Source organism: Robertmurraya kyonggiensis (assembly GCF_005116465.1).
Classification (GTDB): Bacteria; Bacillota; Bacilli; order Bacillales; family Cytobacillaceae; genus Robertmurraya; species Robertmurraya kyonggiensis.
Window position 1 is genome coordinate 16,101 of the sequence record NZ_SWBM01000005.1, and the last position, 20,098, is coordinate 36,198.

General features: G+C 37.5%; 21 protein-coding genes and 1 other RNA gene. 13 read left to right on the forward strand and 9 right to left on the reverse strand.

The genetic code is table 11. From position 1 onward, the window contains the following. The first annotated feature begins 46 nt into the window (after positions 1-46). Positions 47-1,342 (forward strand): phosphopyruvate hydratase, encoded by a 1,296-nt coding sequence (eno, locus tag FA727_RS17710; protein ID WP_136832881.1) that lies wholly within the window; start codon positions 47-49, stop codon positions 1,340-1,342. A 778-nt stretch (positions 1,343-2,120) separates the two neighbouring features. Here the strand turns inward: eno and FA727_RS17715 are convergent. Continuing rightward, entirely contained in the window at positions 2,121-3,086 is a 966-nt protein-coding gene (locus tag FA727_RS17715; RefSeq protein ID WP_136832882.1) for a nuclease-related domain-containing protein, read from the reverse strand. 124 nt (positions 3,087-3,210) lie between these two features. On the opposite strand from FA727_RS17715, the gene secG reads away from it, so the two are divergent. Further along, positions 3,211-3,444 (forward strand): preprotein translocase subunit SecG, encoded by a 234-nt coding sequence (secG, locus tag FA727_RS17720; RefSeq protein WP_126405442.1) that lies wholly within the window; start codon positions 3,211-3,213, stop codon positions 3,442-3,444. 47 nt (positions 3,445-3,491) lie between these two features. On the opposite strand, the gene FA727_RS17725 is transcribed toward secG, so the two are convergent. Genes FA727_RS17725 through sigY form a run of 6 tightly spaced genes read right to left on the reverse strand, consistent with a single transcriptional unit; the run spans position 3,492 to position 6,410 of the window. Then, positions 3,492-4,268 (reverse strand): ABC transporter permease, encoded by a 777-nt coding sequence (locus FA727_RS17725; protein ID WP_136832883.1) that lies wholly within the window; start codon positions 4,266-4,268, stop codon positions 3,492-3,494. Further along, entirely contained in the window at positions 4,265-5,152 is an 888-nt protein-coding gene (locus FA727_RS17730) for an ABC transporter ATP-binding protein (protein ID WP_136832884.1), read from the reverse strand. The genes FA727_RS17725 and FA727_RS17730 overlap by 4 nt, the downstream gene beginning before the upstream one ends. Positions 5,153-5,168: 16 nt before the next feature. Continuing rightward, positions 5,169-5,360, reverse strand: a complete 192-nt coding sequence (locus FA727_RS17735; RefSeq protein ID WP_136832885.1) for a PLD nuclease N-terminal domain-containing protein — start codon at positions 5,358-5,360, stop codon at positions 5,169-5,171. Next, positions 5,357-5,569: a transcriptional regulator gene (locus FA727_RS24810; RefSeq protein ID WP_136832886.1), complete on the reverse strand. Its 213-nt coding sequence runs from the start codon at positions 5,567-5,569 to the stop codon at positions 5,357-5,359. The genes FA727_RS17735 and FA727_RS24810 overlap by 4 nt, the downstream gene beginning before the upstream one ends. Next, on the reverse strand, positions 5,566-5,880 hold the full coding sequence (locus FA727_RS17745; RefSeq protein WP_136832887.1) for a YxlC family protein: 315 nt from the start codon (positions 5,878-5,880) through the stop codon (positions 5,566-5,568). Before FA727_RS17745 ends, FA727_RS24810 begins: the two co-directional genes overlap by 4 nt. Beyond that, positions 5,877-6,410 (reverse strand): RNA polymerase sigma factor SigY, encoded by a 534-nt coding sequence (gene sigY / locus FA727_RS17750; RefSeq protein WP_136832888.1) that lies wholly within the window; start codon positions 6,408-6,410, stop codon positions 5,877-5,879. Before sigY ends, FA727_RS17745 begins: the two co-directional genes overlap by 4 nt. 217 nt (positions 6,411-6,627) lie before the next feature. Between sigY and FA727_RS17755 the strand changes: the two genes are divergently transcribed. The 4 genes from FA727_RS17755 to ssrA all read left to right on the forward strand — a co-directional run bounded on the left by FA727_RS17755 (position 6,628) and on the right by ssrA (position 10,933). After that, positions 6,628-7,374, forward strand: coding sequence for an alpha/beta hydrolase (locus FA727_RS17755; RefSeq protein WP_136832889.1), 747 nt, complete (start codon positions 6,628-6,630; stop codon positions 7,372-7,374). A 72-nt stretch (positions 7,375-7,446) separates the two neighbouring features. Then, complete coding sequence (gene rnr / locus FA727_RS17760; protein ID WP_438646636.1) at positions 7,447-9,723, forward strand: ribonuclease R; 2,277 nt, start codon at positions 7,447-7,449, stop codon at positions 9,721-9,723. A gap of 220 nt (positions 9,724-9,943) precedes the next feature. Next, complete coding sequence (smpB, locus tag FA727_RS17765) at positions 9,944-10,411, forward strand: SsrA-binding protein SmpB (protein ID WP_126405439.1); 468 nt, start codon at positions 9,944-9,946, stop codon at positions 10,409-10,411. 162 nt (positions 10,412-10,573) lie between these two features. Continuing rightward, positions 10,574-10,933: a transfer-messenger RNA gene (ssrA, locus tag FA727_RS17770) on the forward strand. 112 nt (positions 10,934-11,045) lie between these two features. Here the strand turns inward: ssrA and FA727_RS17775 are convergent. Then, entirely contained in the window at positions 11,046-11,834 is a 789-nt protein-coding gene (locus FA727_RS17775) for a TraX family protein (protein ID WP_136832891.1), read from the reverse strand. A 418-nt stretch (positions 11,835-12,252) separates the two neighbouring features. Here FA727_RS17775 and FA727_RS17780 point away from each other — a divergent pair, with 418 nt between their 5' ends. From FA727_RS17780 to ltrA, 4 genes are all read left to right on the forward strand, one after another. Further along, positions 12,253-12,798 carry a sigma-70 family RNA polymerase sigma factor gene (locus FA727_RS17780; protein WP_136832892.1) on the forward strand — a complete coding sequence of 182 codons (546 nt, stop codon included), beginning with the start codon at positions 12,253-12,255 and terminating at the stop codon, positions 12,796-12,798. After that, positions 12,764-13,831, forward strand: a complete 1,068-nt coding sequence (locus FA727_RS17785; RefSeq protein ID WP_136832893.1) for a DUF4179 domain-containing protein — start codon at positions 12,764-12,766, stop codon at positions 13,829-13,831. Before FA727_RS17780 ends, FA727_RS17785 begins: the two co-directional genes overlap by 35 nt. 790 nt (positions 13,832-14,621) lie before the next feature. Continuing rightward, positions 14,622-15,509 carry an alpha/beta fold hydrolase gene (locus FA727_RS17790; RefSeq protein ID WP_136832894.1) on the forward strand — a complete coding sequence of 296 codons (888 nt, stop codon included), beginning with the start codon at positions 14,622-14,624 and terminating at the stop codon, positions 15,507-15,509. A 554-nt stretch (positions 15,510-16,063) separates the two neighbouring features. Next, positions 16,064-17,338: a group II intron reverse transcriptase/maturase gene (gene ltrA, locus FA727_RS17795; RefSeq protein WP_136832895.1), complete on the forward strand. Its 1,275-nt coding sequence runs from the start codon at positions 16,064-16,066 to the stop codon at positions 17,336-17,338. Between the two features lie 161 nt (positions 17,339-17,499). On the opposite strand, the gene FA727_RS17800 is transcribed toward ltrA, so the two are convergent. Further along, the gene (locus tag FA727_RS17800) at positions 17,500-17,772 is read right to left on the reverse strand and encodes a hypothetical protein (RefSeq protein ID WP_136832896.1); all 273 of its coding nucleotides are present in this window, start codon (positions 17,770-17,772) and stop codon (positions 17,500-17,502) included. A gap of 269 nt (positions 17,773-18,041) precedes the next feature. Between FA727_RS17800 and FA727_RS24140 the strand changes: the two genes are divergently transcribed. From FA727_RS24140 to FA727_RS17810, 3 genes are all read left to right on the forward strand, one after another. Beyond that, positions 18,042-18,185 (forward strand): hypothetical protein, encoded by a 144-nt coding sequence (locus FA727_RS24140; RefSeq protein ID WP_158318908.1) that lies wholly within the window; start codon positions 18,042-18,044, stop codon positions 18,183-18,185. 191 nt (positions 18,186-18,376) lie between these two features. Further along, positions 18,377-18,832 (forward strand): GNAT family N-acetyltransferase, encoded by a 456-nt coding sequence (locus FA727_RS17805; RefSeq protein WP_136832897.1) that lies wholly within the window; start codon positions 18,377-18,379, stop codon positions 18,830-18,832. A 306-nt stretch (positions 18,833-19,138) separates the two neighbouring features. After that, entirely contained in the window at positions 19,139-20,053 is a 915-nt protein-coding gene (locus FA727_RS17810) for a VOC family protein (RefSeq protein WP_136832898.1), read from the forward strand. The last annotated feature ends 45 nt before the right edge of the window (positions 20,054-20,098 follow it).

A 20,098-nucleotide genomic window follows, 5' to 3' on the forward strand; every position in this document is an offset into this window, starting at 1 on the left:
TTTCTGGTGTCCCCCAAATACTAATAAATTTTAGGAGAGATGAACAATGCCTTATATCCAACAAGTATATGCTCGTGAAGTTTTAGATAGCCGCGGTAACCCAACTGTAGAAGTAGAAGTATTAACTGAGTCTGGTTTCTTCGGACGCGCTCTTGTACCATCTGGTGCATCAACAGGTGAATACGAAGCAGTTGAACTACGTGACGGAGACAAGTCTCGTTACCTTGGTAAAGGAGTTCAAAAAGCAGTTGATAATGTTAACAACATCATCGCTGAAGAAGTTATTGGATTAGATGTAACTGATCAAGTTGGAATCGACCGTTTAATGATCGAGCTTGACGGTACTGAAAACAAAGGAAAATTAGGAGCTAACGCTATTCTTGGTGTATCTATGGCTGTTGCACATGCTGCTGCTGATTCTGTAGGTCTTCCATTATACCGTTACCTTGGCGGATTCAACGCTAAGCAATTACCAACTCCAATGATGAACATCATCAACGGTGGTTCTCATGCTGATAACAACGTTGACTTCCAAGAGTTCATGATTTTACCTGTTGGAGCTCCAACTTTCAAAGAAGCAATCCGTATGGGTGCTGAAGTATTCCATGCATTGAAAAAAGTTTTATCTGACAAAGGTTTAAACACTGCAGTAGGTGACGAAGGTGGATTCGCTCCAAACCTTGGTTCTAACCGTGAAGCACTTGAAGTAATCATCGAAGCTATCTCAGCTGCTGGTTACGAAGCTGGAAAAGACATCTTCCTAGGTATGGACGTTGCTTCTTCTGAGTTCTTCAACAAAGAAACTAAGAAGTATGATTTAGCTGGTGAAGGCCGCACAGGTTTAACTTCTGAAGAAATGGTTAATTTCTACGAAGAGCTAGTTAATGAGTTCCCAATCCTTTCAATTGAAGATGGATTAGACGAGAACGACTGGGATGGCCACAAGCTTTTAACTGAGCGCATTGGTGGTAAAGTTCAATTAGTTGGAGACGATTTATTCGTAACTAACACTAAGAAGCTTGCTCAAGGTATCGAACAAGGCGTTGGTAACTCAATCCTTATCAAAGTTAACCAAATCGGTACATTAACTGAAACTTTCGATGCTATCGAAATGGCGAAGCGCGCTGGTTACACTGCAGTCGTTTCTCACCGTTCTGGTGAAACTGAAGATGCAACAATCGCTGACATCGCTGTTGCTACAAACGCTGGTCAAATCAAGACTGGTTCTATGTCTCGTACAGATCGTATTGCGAAGTACAACCAATTACTACGCATCGAAGACGAGCTTGGCGATTTAGCTATCTATGATGGTTTAAAGAGCTTCTACAACCTTAAGAAGTAATTATTGAAATTTGTTGGGCGGTCCCTTTTTGGAGGGACCGCCTTTTTTGGTGGGTTTGTGCTGTTTATAGCGTTAGACCGATATATTGGCTGTTTGGACCGATATATTCAATTAACGACCGATATAATGAATTGAAGACCGATATATCGCAACGAAGACCGATAAAATAAAATAAAGACCGATATCCGTAAAATTTATTGCGCTAAACATAGGATTTAGCCTCTGAAAAAGGTAATTTTCTTTAAATATAAGCATAGAAGAGCTTAAATTAGTTGAGGGCTGCCCTTTGGGGCCGCCCTGTTCTGGTGGTTTTGGCTTTAGAGCGAAATATTGCTCGTATTGAGGGATATATTTGCATAATCTATTGCGCCATTCAGTGGCTTAGCCTCTGAAAAAAGGTAATTGTCTTAGGCAATAGAGTAGAAGAGCTAAAATTAGTTGAGGGCGGCCCTTTGGGGACCGCCCTATTTTGGTGATTTTGGCTTTAGAGCGAAATATTGCTCTTTTTGAGGGATATATTTGCATAATCTATTGCGCCATTCAGTGGCTTAGCCTCTGAAAAAAGGTAATTGTCTTAGGCAATAGAGTAGAAGAGCTAAAATTAGTTGAGGGCGGCCCTTTGGGGACCACCCTGTTCTGGCTGGTTTTGGCGTTAGACCGATATATTCGTTTGTGGACCGATATAACAGATTAACGACCGATATATTGCAACGAAGACCGATAAAATGAAATAAAGACCGATATATTAATTTTAAGACCGATATCCGCCAACTAGAGGTTACCGTTTCATGGGATCATAGTAGATCCTACCTTTATTTGACCCCGAAAATGGTAAATTCATTGCCTGCAGCATCTTTTTTGCGATCGTATCTGACTCCAAATGCACAAATTCCCGAAATTGCTTATTTGTAATTGACGCTCCAAACAAATGAAAGTACTCCATAACTGCTGAAACATGTGCATTTTTTTCTTTCACCTCACATCCACAACAGTTCCAAGTTCTTTTCTGCCGAATCATCGGAATCCTGCCACACCCAGGACATCGAACCCCGGTCAAAATGTCAACTACACCCAACCCATATTTCGCGAGCACATCAATATCCTCAGGTGTATGACTTTTTAGTAATAACTTTGATAGTTTCCGGACCTCTTTAGAGTCAAGCATTTCATTCTGATACCGGCTATCTACCTCAGAAATCTTCTCCAATAAACTGTGTCCGTGGACAACCTTTTTCATTGCTTCTCTATTTCTTGGATTCGTTTTAACGATAGTAGAGGGGTCACTAATCACAACGAAGAATTCAATAGGGAGTGTAATATTGTGGAGTTTTAAAAAGCTTCGAAGCTGTTGTTGGTGCCATTTAGCTTGTGAGATGGGATCTTGAAATCCTTCTTCTTTATCGTTAGCGGTACGAATCATCTGATTGAAGTCCTCATCAAAATAGAGAGTACCAAAGAAATTTTTACATTCGAGGATGAGGGCATAGCGGTTTGTGAGAATAAGAAAATCAATTTGGAAAAAATAGTTGCCGCTAGGGAGACGGAGAGAATGAATAATGAAGTTTTCTTTTTCAGGGAGGAAATCGAGGTAGTAGTTGACGGCTTTCTCGCCACGATAACCTTTTAACAATTTTGCCAAATCTGCTTGCATAAAGGGTATTTTAGGGTGGGTCGCATCAATGCGAGGGAGTAAAGTTTGAAGTTTAGGGATAATAATGGGGATAGATAGTTCTTTTACTTTCAAAAGCAGCGCTCCTTTCTCTATATACTATTTCTACCTATTGCAAGAATCTCCTCTATTGTTCAAAAATTTAAAGTATGATAAAATATGAGATACTGTGAAATGTTCGTTTCAGGAGGTGGACTTCATGCATACTTTGTTCATTACATTGCTTGTAATCGTATCAATTGGATTAGTTATTGTCGTACTTCTGCAGTCAGGTAAAAGCGCAGGCCTATCTGGTGCCATCTCTGGTGGAGCGGAGCAGCTTTTTGGAAAACAAAAAGCACGTGGACTTGATTTAATTCTCCACCGCATTACCATCGTTTTAGCAGTACTATTTTTCGTACTAACATTCGTGGTTGCCTATTTAGGAGCATAAGAATAATCGAAACCTGGCCCCCAACTAAGGGCCAGGTTTTTTCGTACCTAATACTGTTCAAGTCGTCGAAATTGGAAGGTTGCTATCAGAAGTAGTAGAAGAGATAACCCTATCGTGGTCATGATGACCGTTATACTGTTCTCCATCAGCTTCCCCTCCATAAGAATAGCCGATGCGTGTGTTCTGAGATTAGTTGGACTCCAAGTAGTAAATTTGGTGAAGAGGTTAGAGATAACGGATAGTCCCCCTACAAACGAAATACTTACTGCTGAGATTCCGCTTGCTGATTTAATGAAGGTTCCAGCCAGAATCGTGACAGAAAAGATAAAAATGATCCAAAGACTATAGATGAGAAAGCTAGTAATAACGAGTTCCCATTTAACTTGTTCAAATAATAGGTTTGTGTAATAGAAAGTAAGCCCGTAGCTTAGTAAAAAAGACGTTAGGGCAATGAGTACTTGGCCAGTCCATTTGCTAGCTATATATTGAATGGCCGTAACTGGGCGGACCATTACAAGTGTCAAAGCGCCATTTTGACGTTCATTGTCAATGACTCCCATGGCTGAAAGCACGAAAAGTAGGGAACCGATCATTCCGTATTGACTTAAGGTAGACGCTAAAACTTCAACACCTGAAGGGGTGGGGATTTCAATAACAGTTCCTTCTGGAATATTCCCAGCGTTTTCAAGTATTTGTGGCATGTAATAGGTCGTAATAGGTTGAGTTATACCGATAATCATAAATGCAATGGGAAGCCAAATCCATTTCCCATTACGAAAACTTTCTGTTAGTTCTTTTTGAAGTAGGGTTAGATAATTTTTCATTGGTTCATCACCTTCATATAAGCATCTTCTAGAGAATCTTGCAGTCGTTCAAAGTGAACGAGTGTCCGGTTTTTCTCAATGAGCCTTTGTAGTAGTAGATTTGTGTCAAAAGCCGTCGTATTTACCGAAACGGTTACCGTGTTAGCATCTTTGTAATCGACTTCTGCTAGATCATCGAAAACATTTTCTAAACTTTCCAAGGTTTTAATTTGAATAGCGGAAGTGGTGTGGCTACTTTTCAAAGATTCTAAGCTTCCGTTCCATTTAATCTCCCCGTCCTTAAGGATAATGACCGAATCACAAACTTGCTCAGCATCATGTAAGACATGGGTTGAAAAAAGAATCGTCATTTTTTCTTTCAGCATGTCTAAAATTTCTAGTACGTCCCGTCTTCCATTTGGATCAAGAGCGGAGACTGGTTCGTCTAAAATCAAAAGGTCAGGCTCGTGTAATAAAGCTTGGGCTAGCCCTAGCCTCTGCTTCATACCACCAGAAAAACCACCGATTCTTTTGTTTTGAACATGTGTTAGACTAACAAACTCTAGCGTTTCAGTTATCTTGTTCGCAAGCTTTGACTTAGGAATATGTGACAGCTTGCCTGCGAACTGTAAAAATTCCTTCGCAGTCATCCAAGAGAAAAAAGTAGGATGCTGTGGAAGAAATCCGATTCGTTTCCTGAAATCCTTCGGAGCTTCATCGGTTAGCTGGATAATACCAGAAGTCGGCGTTAATAATCCTGCCAGCATTTGTAGAGTTGTTGTTTTTCCTGCACCATTTGGTCCTAATAAAGCTACGCATTCCCCTTTTTGGATTTGAAAAGAAATGTTCTTTACTGCTTGATGTTGTTTATATGATTTGGTTAATTGATTAATGTTAACTAGCACGATTTTTGCTCCTATTCTATTCTTTTTTTTGTCCCAAAATGAAATAAAGAATTGGACCAAAGATACTAATGCAGATAATAATTAAGAACCACATCCATTTCGGACCGTTGGTTTTCTCCTGCTTTATGCAGTTCACTAATGCCATGATAATAAGAATTGCTTGTAAGATAATTAAAGGTGTAATAATTGCCCAGTTGATTTCAGTCATTTGTTGTTTCCTCCTTTTTGTTTTCTTCTATACGGTAATACGACAAATAAAAGATAGAACAAGGTTGGCAACGGAATTTGTATAAGTCCCCAGATTCCCCAAAACCATGGGTAGCTGCCTTTCTTTTTTGCATCGATAAAAAGGAAAATGCTTTGTGTAAAGGTGAAAGGTAAAATTATCAAAAGTATCCATAAATCCTGCGTTGTCATGATAAAATTCTTCCTTCCGAGTTTCTTTTTCTTAAGAAGAAGAACAGGATAGGGGCACCGACGAGCGCGACAATTTGGATCACCAAAAAAATTACGGGAACTTTATACACGGCCACTGTAAAAGCGCTCAAAACAATTAGTGCCGTTAAAATGAAGAGACATAGTTCTTTACGAAAAGCTCTTCCTTTTTCTACTTTGGCGATGATTATTTCTTCTTTAAGAGCATTGATAGAAGGTGCTGAATGTTCACTTAGTTTGTCAAGTTGATCCCAGTCTTTTTTTAGCTGTGTGAAAAATTCTTTTTCATTCATGAATTCCACTCCTTCCTTAATCGATTGATACTTGTATGAACTCTTGACTTGACCGTTCCTGTACGAATACCTAGCATTTTACCGATTTCCTCGTATGTATAACCATAGTAATGCCGAAGGAGGATAGGAGTTCTAACGTCTGCTTCAAGTTGGTTGAAGTCTGTAAAAGTGTCACTCCACTCTATCCCTTCACTTTGGGCTACCCAGCTTAATTGACGTGAAAGAGTATGGTGTATACGGTTCAGTTTTTTCTGTTCCCGTTCTTTTTTTCGAATCGAATCGATATAGAGTCGAGAAGCAATTGAAATCAGCCATGTCGAAAATTTCCCTTCGCCCTTAAAAGATGAAAGGTTGGTATAACATTTGATCATGGTTTCTTGGGCTAATTCTTTACTCGTTTCTTCGTTAAGTGTAAGCTTTAATAAGTATTTAAATAAAAATGAATAATGCCGGTGAAATAGAAGAGCGAATGCTTCATCATTGCCTAGCCTAGATTGGTTTATTAACGATATATCATCATCTTGCTCCACGTGGGTGCCTCCTTTCTTGTCTGCACATCTATAAGACGATGGAATCTTTTCTAGCGTTCATTTTTTAAAAAAAGTTTTTCATCATGGCACAATTTTAATTCAAGCAAATCATTTTTAATAGATTGTAACAAAGAAGCAGGAGTCCTTTGAGTGGATTGAACACATCACCATTGTTTAAACTAAGATAGGAATGTTTGCTAAAAAGGAGTACTTACATATGAAAATTTCACTACCAAAACCTTTTACCTTTGAGAGGGGAAAGAGAGCGGTCCTATTCTTGCACGGTTTTACGGGGAATAGCTCAGATTGTCGCATGGTTGCACGTCATCTTGAAAAACAGGGCTACACTTGCCATGGAATTCAGTATAAAGGGCATGGGGTACCACCGGAAGAACTTGTCCATACTGGTCCAGAAGATTGGTGGCAAGACGTGATGGAAGGCTATAACTTTTTAAAAGATAAAGGCTATAACGAAATCGCGGTGGTCGGATTGTCTCTTGGAGGCGTCTTCTCCTTAAAATTAGGGTACACGGAGAAAATCAAAGGGATTGTCACGATGTGTGCGCCAATGTACCTGAAGAGCGAAGAAATCATGTATCAAGGTGTCCTTGAATATGCCCATGAATACAAGCGACGCGAAGGAAAGTCGCCAGAAGTAATCGAACAGGAAATGGCCGAATTCCAGAAGACTCCGATGAACACGTTAAAAGCATTGCAAGGATTAATTGCCGAAGTGAGAGAAAATGTGGATATGATCTATGCGCCGACCTTTGTCGTTCAAGCGCGTCACGATAAAATGATTAATACGGACAGTGCGAATATTATCTATAACGAGATTGAATCACCTGTCAAAGAAATTAAATGGTATGAGGAATCTGGCCATGTCATTACGTTTGACAAAGAAAAGGAACAACTTCACGAGGATGTGTACAGGTTTCTAGAATCACTAGATTGGGAAGAATAATTAGAAAAGAGAGAAGGAGGGAAACCTTTGGACGAAAATATTAAACAACATATAGACAGACTCCTTACTTATATGGAGGATGAGGCGTACAAGCCACTAACGGTCCAAGAGCTGGAAGCTGCATTTGGCATTGAAGACTCGACGGACTTCAAGGATTTTGTCAAAGCGCTCGTTAAAATGGAGGAAAAGGGTCTCGTTGTGCGTACGCGTAGCAATCGCTACGGTTTGCCAGGGAAGATGAACCTTGTTCGCGGGAAACTCACAGGGCATGCGAAGGGATTCGCGTTTGTGATACCGGACGAGCCAGGATTAGATGATATTTTTATACCGCCGAATGAAACGAATAACGCCATGCATGGCGATACAGTGTTAGCCCGTGTTTCTTCAGAAAGTTCTGGTCAGCGAAGAGAAGGGACGATTGTCCGCATTCTTGAGCGTGGCATTCAGCAAATTGTTGGTACATACACTGAAAGCAAACATTTTGGGTTTGTGATCCCGGATGATAGCAAATTTGGAAGTGATGTGTTCATTCCAAAGTCTGCTTCTAAGGGAGCTGTCGAAGGGCATAAGGTCGTTGTGAAATTAACAACTTACCCTGAAGGAAGAAAGAGTGCGGAAGGTGAAGTTGTCGAGGTTCTTGGTCATAAAAATGATCCCAGTGTCGACATTTTATCCGTGATTCATAAGCATGGACTTCCTGGACCATTTCCAGAGAATGTTTTGCAACAAGCAAATGAAACGCCAGAAACCATTTCGGAGGACGAGATTAAAAATCGTCGTGACCTACGCGATCGAGTCATTGTTACCATCGATGGTGCTGACGCGAAGGACTTGGATGATGCGGTTACCGTGACAAAGCTTACCAACGGAAACTATAAGCTAGGCGTTCATATTGCCGATGTGAGTTATTATGTGGAAGAAGGTACAGCGATTGACGTAGAAGCGGCGGACCGTGGAACAAGCGTCTATTTAGTGGACCGTGTAATCCCGATGATTCCACATCGTTTATCGAATGGAATCTGTTCACTGAATCCGAAGGTTGATCGTTTGACACTTTCTTGTGAAATGGAAATTGCTCCAGATGGTAACGTCGTGAACCATGAAATCTTCCAAAGTGTCATTAAGACGACGGAAAGAATGACGTACAGTGACGTTAATAAGATTTTAACGGAAAAAGATGAAGAGCTTATCCAACGTTATGAACCATTAGTTCCAATGTTTGAGTTGATGGAGGAGCTTGCACAAATCTTACGTAATAAAAGAATGCAGCGAGGAGCAATTGACTTCGACTTCAAGGAAGCAAAAGTGCTTGTTGATGAAGAAGGCAAACCAACTGATGTGGTTACACGCGAACGTTCTGTGGCAGAGCGCTTGATTGAAGAATTCATGCTTGCAGCAAACGAAACGGTGGCAGAACACTTCCATTGGTTAGATGTTCCGTTCATTTATCGTATCCATGAGGATCCGAAGGAAGACAAGCTAAGACGATTCTTCGAATTCATCACGAATTTTGGCTATATCGTCAAAGGAACAGCGAATGAAGTCCATCCGCGTGCATTGCAGGAAATCATTGAAGAGGTCCAAGGCAAGCCAGAGGAAATGGTTGTTTCCACAGTCATGCTGAGATCGATGCAGAAAGCGAAATATGATCCGGAGAGTCTGGGACACTACGGGTTATCAACGGAGTTTTACACGCATTTCACTTCGCCAATTCGTCGTTATCCAGATACGATTGTCCATCGCTTAATTCGTACGTATTTAATCGAAGGAAAAATGGATCAAGCAACGAGAGATAAATGGAATGCCCAGCTTCCGGAGATTGCCGATCACAGTTCGAAAATGGAGCGCCGTGCGGTTGATGCGGAGCGTGAAACGGACGAGCTGAAAAAAGCAGAGTATATGGCAGATAAAATCGGCGAGGAATACGATGGTATTATCAGCTCTGTTACGAATTTCGGGATGTTTGTTGAACTGCCAAATACGATTGAAGGTTTGGTTCATGTTAGCTATATGACCGATGATTACTACCGTTATGATGAGCGCCATTATGCGATGATCGGTGAGAGAACGGGGAAAGTGTTCCGCATTGGGGACGAAATTACTGTTCGTGTTGTGAAGGTTGACAAGGATGAACGCGCAATTGATTTCGAGATTGTTGGAATGAAGGGTGCACGTCCAAGAAAGCTAGAAGAACGAAAAGTTTTCAAAACGGGTAGCTCTGAGAAGAAGCCTCGTAAAAAAGAGTCTTTGAGTCGACCTGATAAAGGTGATAAAAAACCTGGAGCTCCACGAAAGAAGAAAAAGCATTATGAAAATGCCCCTAAGGCCAAGCGAAAAAAGAAAAGATAAAGTGAGGGAGCCAAACTTTTGGCTCCTTTCGGCGTACATGTGAGTGGATATTGGCGTCTATTTGATTTTATCGGCGAAAAATGAATCAAATCGGCGAAAATTAGAATTTATCAGCGAAAACACAAATATATCGGCGAATGCCATTTTTCAAACGTATTCGTATTTGTGACGATGCCATTTTTTTGCTAAAATAAAGGGCAGTTAGTAAGGGGGAAATCATATGCCTAAAGGCGCTGGTAAGGTTATTGCCCAAAATAAAAAAGCGTTCCATGATTTTTTTATCGAGGAAACGTTTGAAGCAGGGATTGTTTTACAAGGTACAGAAATTAAGGCGATTCGTGCTGGGAGAGTGAATTTAAAGGATTCTTACGCTCAGATTAAAAATGGTGAGATGTTTTTATTGGGGATGCACGTTAGTCCTTATGAGCAAGGTAACCGTTATAATCATGACCCACTTCGTACGCGAAAGCTTCTTCTTCATAAAAAAGAAATCAACAAGCTAATTGGCGAAACAAAAGAAGCTGGTTATTCGATTGTTCCTGTAAAGCTATATTTGAAAAATGGTTTTGCGAAGGTGCAAATTGGCCTTGCGAAAGGTAAGAAAAAGTTCGATAAGCGTGAGGACTTGAAAAAGAAAGAAGCAAAACGTGATATTGAACGGGCTTTCCGCGAACGACAGAAAAGTTAAGGTAATTCTTACAGAACCTTACAATTGATTTGGAGCTTGTTTGTGATATAATAATAACTGTCACGAGGTTGTGACACTAACTGATAGCTCATCTATTTCGAGCATTCCGTTTCAAACCTTAGTCTTGTTTGTGTGAAATACCATAAGCAGACATTTTATAATGGGGACGCTACGGATTCGACAGGGGTAGTTCGAGCTTAGGTTGCGAGTCGCGGGGATCGACCGCGTACCAACGTCAAAGCCAATAACTGGCAAACAACAAAACAACTTCGCTTTTGCTGCTTAATTAGCGCATAGCGGTTCCTCCCTCCATTGCCCATGTGGTAGGGTAAGGGACTCAACGATAGTGGGCTACGCCGGATTCCACCGTCTGAGGATGAAGGAAGAGAACAACCAGACTAGCTGACCGGGCGCCTGTCGATAGGCAGATGGCTCAGCGAAACACGAATATGTCGACTACACTCGTAGAAGCTTAAGTGCCGATATCTTTGGACGAGGGTTCGACTCCCTCCGTCTCCACCAAATACATATTTGGTGGTTTTTTATTTTTGTGTGTGTTGTAAAGCATAAGTTTTCGTTTGGAGGACTTATGCTTTTTTTATTCCAATATAGGGTTATATGAAAGATTCGGCTGTTAAGGTTGAAGATAAATACCAAGTAAAAATAGAATCACAATATGACCTGGATAGAAAATATAAAAGAAATATTTTAATCCTATACCCTTTTTACTGTTATAAAGTAATAGTAAAGGCACGGCTATAATCATCATCCATTGATAATCTGCAAATGGAAATAAAATATCGTTATCAGGATTAAAGTATAAAAATGTCAATCTATGAGTTAAGTAGTAAATACAAAATGAAAATAAACTATATAAAACGAACACATTTATCTTTCTTTTATGAACAAAATAAAGCGATACACCTAACAATATAAATAAGGGTCCTCCTTCAGTAAAAAGAATATTTCCAAATATAGAACCCCAAAAATAAGTAGCAGCTTCCATCTGAAAATTAGGGAAGTTTAAAATTTCTACTAAAAAAACCAATCCAAAGAGAGTTAGTATTTGCCACATTAAAAATAAAATGATGTATTTAAACTGTTTTTTTCTTAATAGATTTATAATAAATACAATTAGAAAAAGAGTAGTAAAGAAATTATTAGTTAAATAATAATCTTCTTTAAATATCATATTTAATAAAAATACAATGAAAGCCATACCTAAATTAGCGACATATAATCGTAAAAGATATTTTTTTCGATTAGTGGTATGTTCATATCCAACTACAACCCCAAAAATAAAAATTGGAACAGCTATACGTCCAATAAAATGGAACCATTCAGGTGAATTAGGAATAAATTGACCAATATGATCTACAAACATAGCAATAACTGCAATTATTTTTAACAATGTCATACTCATAATAAAGATCACCTTGTAAAAACATATTTTAAAAAGTTGGTCTTAAAATACTTATCTCTATAATAAAAAACTATCACAGGATCAAACTCTATGACTAGCGCATTACTATTAAACATTAACACTAGCAAAACACAAAAATAAACTATTTTTTGGAAATTTTTTTCATTTTTTCTCCTTTTTACATTATTTTACTACTTAGTAGATATTCAAAGTTAATTGATGTTTTATGAAAATATAGGAGACCTTAATCCAAGAAGGATTAAGGTCTATTTTGTTGAAGTTATAACAAAAGAAATTAAAAAATAGTCAGAATTTAAAACGTGTTAACTAAGGAGTTTAGCGCGTTTTTTATTATTTTATTTTTTTGAAACTTTTCCCGTTAATTGACTATCTAATGGCTAGAGAAAGGAGGGGGAAGATGAAGCATATTAAATTAATCAAGAAAGCAAAATCTGGTGATGCTGATGCGTTTGAGGAGCTTCTGATGTTGTATAGTGACCAATTATATCGAACAGCATTTTTATATGTGGGTAACCGTGAGGATGCTTTGGATATTGTACAAGAAACGAGCTATAAAGCATTCATTGCTATAAAGACATTAAAGAAGAATAAATACTTTTCTACGTGGTTAACAAAAATACTTATCAATTCTGCATATGATTTTTTGAAAAAGAAAAAGAGAGATATGCCATATGAAAATATGGAGCAGTTTATATCGACTAAAGAAATTTATAACGTTGAGCAAATTGACTTATTTAGGGCTATTGAAAATCTAAAAGAAACACATCGTGATGCTATCATTCTATTCTATTTTCATGATCTTCAGATAAAAGAAATAGCTAATATCATGAACATCCCTGAAAATACGGTAAAAACTTATCTCCATAGGGGGAAGGAACAATTAAAAACAAACTTAAAGGGGGGAGAGTATGATGAAAGAGAAGTACTTACAGGAAATTTTTGAACAGATAGAAGTTCCAAAAGAGGATGTCCGGCATTCCATTCGTCAAGGAATACAAAGAGCTGAAATAAAAGGAAAGAAGAAAAATCATTTATTAAGAGTCTTACCCGTTGCCGCGGTCCTATTGGTCACAACAGTGATCACTTTGGGTTTTTCTTTTCCTTCATTTGCAGAAAAATTACCGATTATCGGAAACATTTTTAAGATGTTTGAAGATAACGATAGAAAATATATTTTTGAAGAATACGATAGTTACTCCACTAAATTAGATTTAACAAAAGAAAGTAATGGGGTCCGTATCACCTTAACCGAAGCAGTGTATGATGGTGAGAATATAACCATAGCATACATGATAGACAGTGAACATGATTTAGGGGATGAACCAATTATAGAATGGGATCCGAATCATTTTGATGATCTTTATGGTGAACTAAGCGGAACTCAATTAACAAAGAAACTAGATGAGCATAAGTATGCTGGGATATTCATGCTTAATATACTAAATGGAAACCGTCCTGATAGCATAGAATTCACTTGGGAAGGAACTTCAATTTTTTCACTTGAGGATAGGAAAAATCAAACAAAAGGTAGTTGGTCATTTAATTTTACTTTGGATAAAGTTGAAAGCAATATACGTCAGTTTGAGAATAGTGCAACCAAAGGAGAGGGGATGGAAGTAGATCTAAAAAATATGACTACAACCCCAATTTCTACAAGTTTCTATTTTAATCAAAAAGTAGATAGAAAAGTGTGGAAAGAAGAAAAATTGTCTGCTGTTTTTTTTGATTATGAAATGTCGGATAATTTAGGTAACGTATATACTATGGTGACAAATGGTTCCTTTGGAAGTGATATTGAAAAGAGCGGGAGAGCGATGACAACAGAGATTGACGAGGAAGCTACGTCTATCATCATTACACCAATTGTAACTGTCTATAAAGAAAAAAGTGAACAGAGTCAGGATGAAAATGGAGTTGAAGTGGAGCTTGCAAAGTCTCCATTCAAGCTTGAACCAATTGAGATTCCACTACATTAGCTAGAGTAAAACAAGAAGGATATACTATCCCTTATATTCTTCTTGTATTGTTCCATTTTTAAGAACTATAAGTCATAAAGATGTCATGAGTCAATAAATTAAACCATAACAATGTCAAGAGTTATAAAAGAGATAGATTTGCATCTTGAGTTTAGCTATCTTTAGTGCCCTATACCTATAAATATTTAAGGTCAAATAATGAAAAAATAATGAAAGTCGTTGATATTAATGACTTTCTTGAACCTGTCAATAATATGCTTTAACTTATGTCAAAGTTTTGGTTTAAGTAACATTTTTGTTACTTAAGGCATAAAAATGTAACTGTGACATGCTTATGCTTTAAAAGGATAGGTGACAAACTTATGCTTTAAAATGTAACGAGAGTTTTTACTATTTTTATATATCATAGTTAAAAGTATTACCTTTTCAGTAATTACAATTTATGTTTTAATGCTCATCATCATTATGCCATTTTGTTATGAAAATCAAAAAATACCAATACAAGTCTGTGTGAAAAAACGTATCTTTGAAAAAAGATTCCTCAATTTAATGAATTTATATTATTTAAAAAGAGATTGCAAATTAACGATAAAGTTTATTAGAATCGTCTCCCCTCTAATATTTTGAAGGGAGATGATTTTTTAATTGAATAATTATTATAATGTTATTAAGATTGTGAAGAAATGTACTTACACTAACAAAGCAGTTTAGTGAAAGAAGGAAATTTATTGAAGGATTTTGTTTATAAGTAAAGAATGTACTAAGTAAATAAAAAATTTGAGGCGAATTTATGGATAAATGGGAAAAAATTTATGTGAATACATCTCGTGGTACTTTTGAACTTTTTGTTAAAGGTGAAGGTGAACCCATTTGTGTTACTCATTTGTATTCTGAGTTTAATGAGACAGGTGATTACTTTGCGGAATCATTTGTAAATACACATAAAGTGTTTTTAGTAAATCTAAGGGAGGCAGGAAATTCTGCAAAGGCCTCCAAACCATACGAACTATCTTTTCAAGAATCCATAATTGACTTAGAAGCTATTCGTAAAGCATTAGGTCTTGATAAATGGGGGTTTGCAGGGCATTCCACAGGTGGTATGTTAGGGGTTATTTATGGTATCTACTTTTCCAACAGTTTGAAATTCAATGTTATTGTAGGGGCAGCTGCAAGAGAGTATATGACATTTTCTCCAGACTGTATATACAATAAAGAACATCCGAATTATAGAAGAATGCAGAACCTAATTGAAGTCCTAAAACGTCCTGATTTACCAATCGACTCAAGAAAGGAACTTAATAAAGAGAGGACAAAATTATCTCTATATGAGCCTGAAAGGTTTGATGAAGTTTTTTCATTAAATATACAGAAAAAAATATGTGCAATTAGATTGAATTATTTTAGCCGAGAAGTTCAAATATTTGATGTTACTAAAAAGCTGAAATTAATTACAACACCAACATTAATCATTTGTGGAAAGTATGACGTTCAATGCCCTGTAACATACTCAATAGAAATGAAAGAGTTAATTCCAAATTCTAAACTAATTATATTTAATAAGAGCAATCATTATCCTTTCTTGGAGGAGAAAGACCTTTTTGATAAAGAAATTAAAACTTTTATGATTGAGAGAACTGAAGCAATAAACTTAAAAGGTAACTTGCATATTCAACAGTAAGTTTGTGAAGTAATATACTTAAAGTAACGGAGGCTTTAGTAAAAAGACTGTCTTTTGTGTGCCAGGCATGGCAACTATCTAGGTGGTGAAAGTCCACTGTGGGGGTACACATCGACCAACCACTAAGGAAGCGCAAGGTACTTATCGTGAGGTAAGGGCTGGAGGAAGCGTGGAATAAAATCTTGGCTCGACGAACAGAAATCTGATACTAAGGCTCTAGGAAGGGATAAGGCTCCAAGACAAGTCAAAGTCCAAAAGATGTGCGTAACTTTGTAGGGTAAATCAGGCGAGTAAAAGAGGAAAGATAGCTGTCTTACCCTGGGAGGTCTTGCGGATGTACATAGGTACAGTCGAAAAAGGTTTACCGCAAGAAGTCAGCAGAAGCCATAGTAATGAAGAAATTCATGAAGGGCTGAACAATTTATAGTGTTTCAACGCCACGAATGCGTAAGTGACCTACTCCGAATGTATTAATGGCAAAAGTATGAGAGTATCTCAAAGGATAACCAAAAAGGAGATATCACTTACTACGTGAAAGGATAGGAGAAACCAGTGTGGAACTTTTAGAACAGATTCTAAGTAATCAAAATATGAACGAGGCCTACTTACGTGTCTATAGAAATAAAGGTGCAAGTGGGGTCGATGGAGTAACAGTCGATGAATTAAAGCAATATCTGAGAGAGAATAAAGATGAGCTACGACAGCGCATCAGAACAAGAAAATACCAACCACAAGCTGCCTTAAGAGTGGAAATCCCAAAGGAAAATGGCAAGATGCGCAAGTTGGGAATACCAACAGTAGTGGATAGAGTAGTTCAACAAGCCATTCATCAAGTTCTCAGTCCGATATTCGAAAGGCAATTCAGCGAATTCAGTTACGGATTTAGACCAAAAAGAAGTTGCGAGATGGCTATTATAAAAAGCTTGGAATTTCTGAATGACAGACACGATTGGGTAGTAGACATTGACCTTGAAAGATTCTTCGATACAGTTCATCACGATAAACTCATGCGAATTATTGCCAACACAATAGATGATGGAGACGTCATCTCCCTAATAAGAAAATATCTCGTTAGCGGGGTTATGGTAAATGGAAAATATGAAGAAACACCAGTCGGGACTCCGCAAGGAGGCAACCTCAGTCCATTATTAAGCAATATTATGTTGAACGAACTTGATAAGGAACTAGAAGGAAGAGGACTACGATTCGTGAGATACGCTGATGACGCTCTTATCTTTGTGAAGAGCGGAAAAGCTGCGGAGAGAGTGATGAAATCAATCGTGCGATTTATAGAAGGAAAACTAGGATTAATAGTCAATGTGGAGAAGAGTAAAATTTCTCGCCCAAAAGAATTAAAATTCTTAGGATTCGGGTATTATTACGACATTAAAAACAAGAGGTATCAAGCAAAACCCCATCCCATGTCAATACAAAAGTTTCAAAGGAAGCTTCGGAAATTAACAAAGCGAAACTGGAGTGTTCCACTAGACTTCCGAATTCTAAAACTAAAACAAGTCATACTTGGGTGGGTTAATTACTTTAGAATCTCGAATATGAAAAAAGCGATGAGTGAGATAGACGCGAAGCTTCGCTCCCGAATTAGAGTTATCATCTGGAAACAATGGAAGGTACCGAAGAAACAAGTTAAATCGCTTGTTCAGCTAGGGATTCCAAGGGAAGAGGCGAAAGGATTAACTTTCTGTCGAAAAGGTTACCGGTACATCGGACTATCCAAAGTTGTTCAAAGAGCAATCTCAAACAAAAGACTGAAGCAGAGGGGGCTTCCCTCTGCTTTAGAACATTATCTAAAAGTACACACTGTAATATGAATTGAACCGCCGTATACGGAGCCGTACGTACGGTGGTGTGAGAGGGGCGAAAATAATCAATTTATTTTCCCTCTACTCGATTGACGGTCCTTTTTTGGTGAGATTAACACAAATACTTTTTTGTACAGACTCTGCTACTTATTTATAGAGTTATTATTGCTCTAATCATCATTTTTGGAAGCTGTTTTGTCATCGATTTCAGCCCCCTCTACAATCTGGTCACCAATAGCACTACCTGAAACACCGCCTATGACAGTACCAATTAGTCCATATTGTGCGCCTATCATAGCACCAGCAACGGCTCCATTTAAAGTTCCTGTTACTGCTGCTTCACCAAAGTCATTCTCAACATGATTAGCATTACTGCTAGCTTGATTGTTGTCGCTTTCTTCTACATTTCCTCCAAAGTTATTGCGTTCGTTACTCTGATTCATTTACTCACTTCCTTGTTTAATAATGGGGAATATGATCAAACCATCCTAAACATATACTACCCAGCTGAAGTAGTTTTACTCAATATATATTGCTTCAAGATATGTTTGTCTTATCGGTAGCCATATTTTCTTGTATAACCAACAGGTCTATAATTCAAGAAGGATTATCGTTTATTTTTGTTGAAGTTATTCTATTAACGAAGCAGAAGAGTTGAAGAATTAAGTAAATTTAGAGTTGTATCTTAAAGTTTTAAGTTAGGGGTGATCATGTGGAGGTTTTTGGAATTATGGGGTTCTCATTCGGAGCTATGGGATTTACTTTCGGACTTATTGCTTTTACAACAGCAATGACTAGTAGTAATAAAGTAAAAGAACTTGAAAAGAGAATTGATGATTTAGAGGGGAAATCGTGAACAAAGTTTCAAGAAAAAGGGTGCTTTAATGCGATAAGTTCAGTAGCTCATTGTACTATAGAGCAGTTTAGTCTATGAATAGTCATTAGCTTTTTTTCAATAATGTGCCGGATTACCAATAAACGATTGCGAAAACAATTTCATTTTGAAGTAATTGGTATTAAAAGGTTAGGAGTGTCATGGGGGATGATATGGGGAGATATGAGGTAAAGCAAATAAAAAATTTGTTAGATTTTAACTTGAATAGATTTTTAGAAAAAAGCAAAGAAGAGGGCTTTCGTTTTGTAGAAAGATTAGTAAATGATTATAAGGATGGCAGCAATACTTTCAACCATTTTGGAGAAGGGTTATTTGGCGTGTTTAATGAAGAAGGAGTACTTGTTGCCATTGGTGGATTAAATAATGACCCATTCTCAAAAGAACAATATATTGGTAGGTTGAGAAGGTTTTATGTCATTAAAGAGTACAGGAGAACGGGTATAGGAAGTCTTTTAGTAACAAAGATAATTGACGAAGCAAAAAGGTATTATAAAATATTGGTGCTTCATACAGATAGTGAACAGGCTGATAAATTTTATACTTCTATAGGATTTATAAAGACCGATTTTTATCCGAATTCAAGTCACTATATGGAGTTGAAAAGCTAAAGTGTTTTAAATTAGATTGTAGCTTTAGGAATAGCCCTGTATGAAGAAAATCAAAGGGATCTTCTCGCTTGTGATGCTAAAATCGAATCCTGAGGTTCTAAGTAAGTTGCAGGCTAAGTTTCAATTAATCTTAAATCTGGGCTAGTTTAACTGAATAAAATAGTTGTAATAATAGAAAGGTTGGGTTAAATAAGAATAGCTCTCTTTTTAGATAGTCGAATAGTGTAATCTAAAGTAGAGAACTTTAAGTTAAGTATCCACAAATTAAATGGCAACCAAATATATCATTTGTAAGGGAGAATAACAATGACAAATCTTATCCAAAGAATCGTTCCAAATTTGTGGTATGACAAAGAAGCAATTGAAGCAGCAGAGTTTTATGCTTCCGTATTCCCGGAATCATCAGTTACGAATATAACAACTCTTAAAGACACACCCTCAGGTGACGCAGATTTAGTTATGTTTGAAGTGTGGGGACAGGAATTTATGGCAATTAGTGCAGGACCATACTTCAAAATTAATCCTTCGGTGTCTTTCATGGTTAATTTTGATCCATCTCGAGATAAAGATGCGAGTGAAAAATTAAGTGAAGTTTGGAACAAATTGTCGATAGGAGGCACTGCATTAATGCCTCTTGATAAATATCCATTCAGTGAAAAATTTGGTTGGATTGAAGACAAATATGGTTTGTCGTGGCAGTTATTCCTTACGAATCCAGAAGGGGAAGAGAGGCCAGCAATCATACCATCACTGCTGTTTGTTGGAGATAATTGTGGTAAAACAGAAGAGGCCATTCATTTTTATACATCTGTTTTTAAAAATGCAAAGCTGGGTCATATCGCCCGCTATCCTCAAGGAATGGAGCCTGATAAAGAAGGAACCATTATGTTTTCTGAATTCATGCTTGAGAATCAGTGGTTTACTGCAATGGATAGTGCACATGAACATCACTTTAACTTCAACGAGGCCATCTCGTTTATGGTCTACTGTGATTCCCAAGAAGAGCTTGATACCTATTGGGAGAAGTTGTCGGCGGTGCCTGAAGCCGAACAATGCGGTTGGCTAAAAGATCAATTTGGTGTGTCATGGCAAATTGTTCCGAAACAAATGGACGAAATGATGAGGAACGGAACACCAGAGCAAATTAATCGTGTCAATCAGGCTACTCTTAAAATGAAAAAACTTGATCTTGCAAAGTTACATGAAGCATACAATGGGTAGTGAAAAAACTATGTCAGTTAATTAACGAATCTTTTTAAAACAATT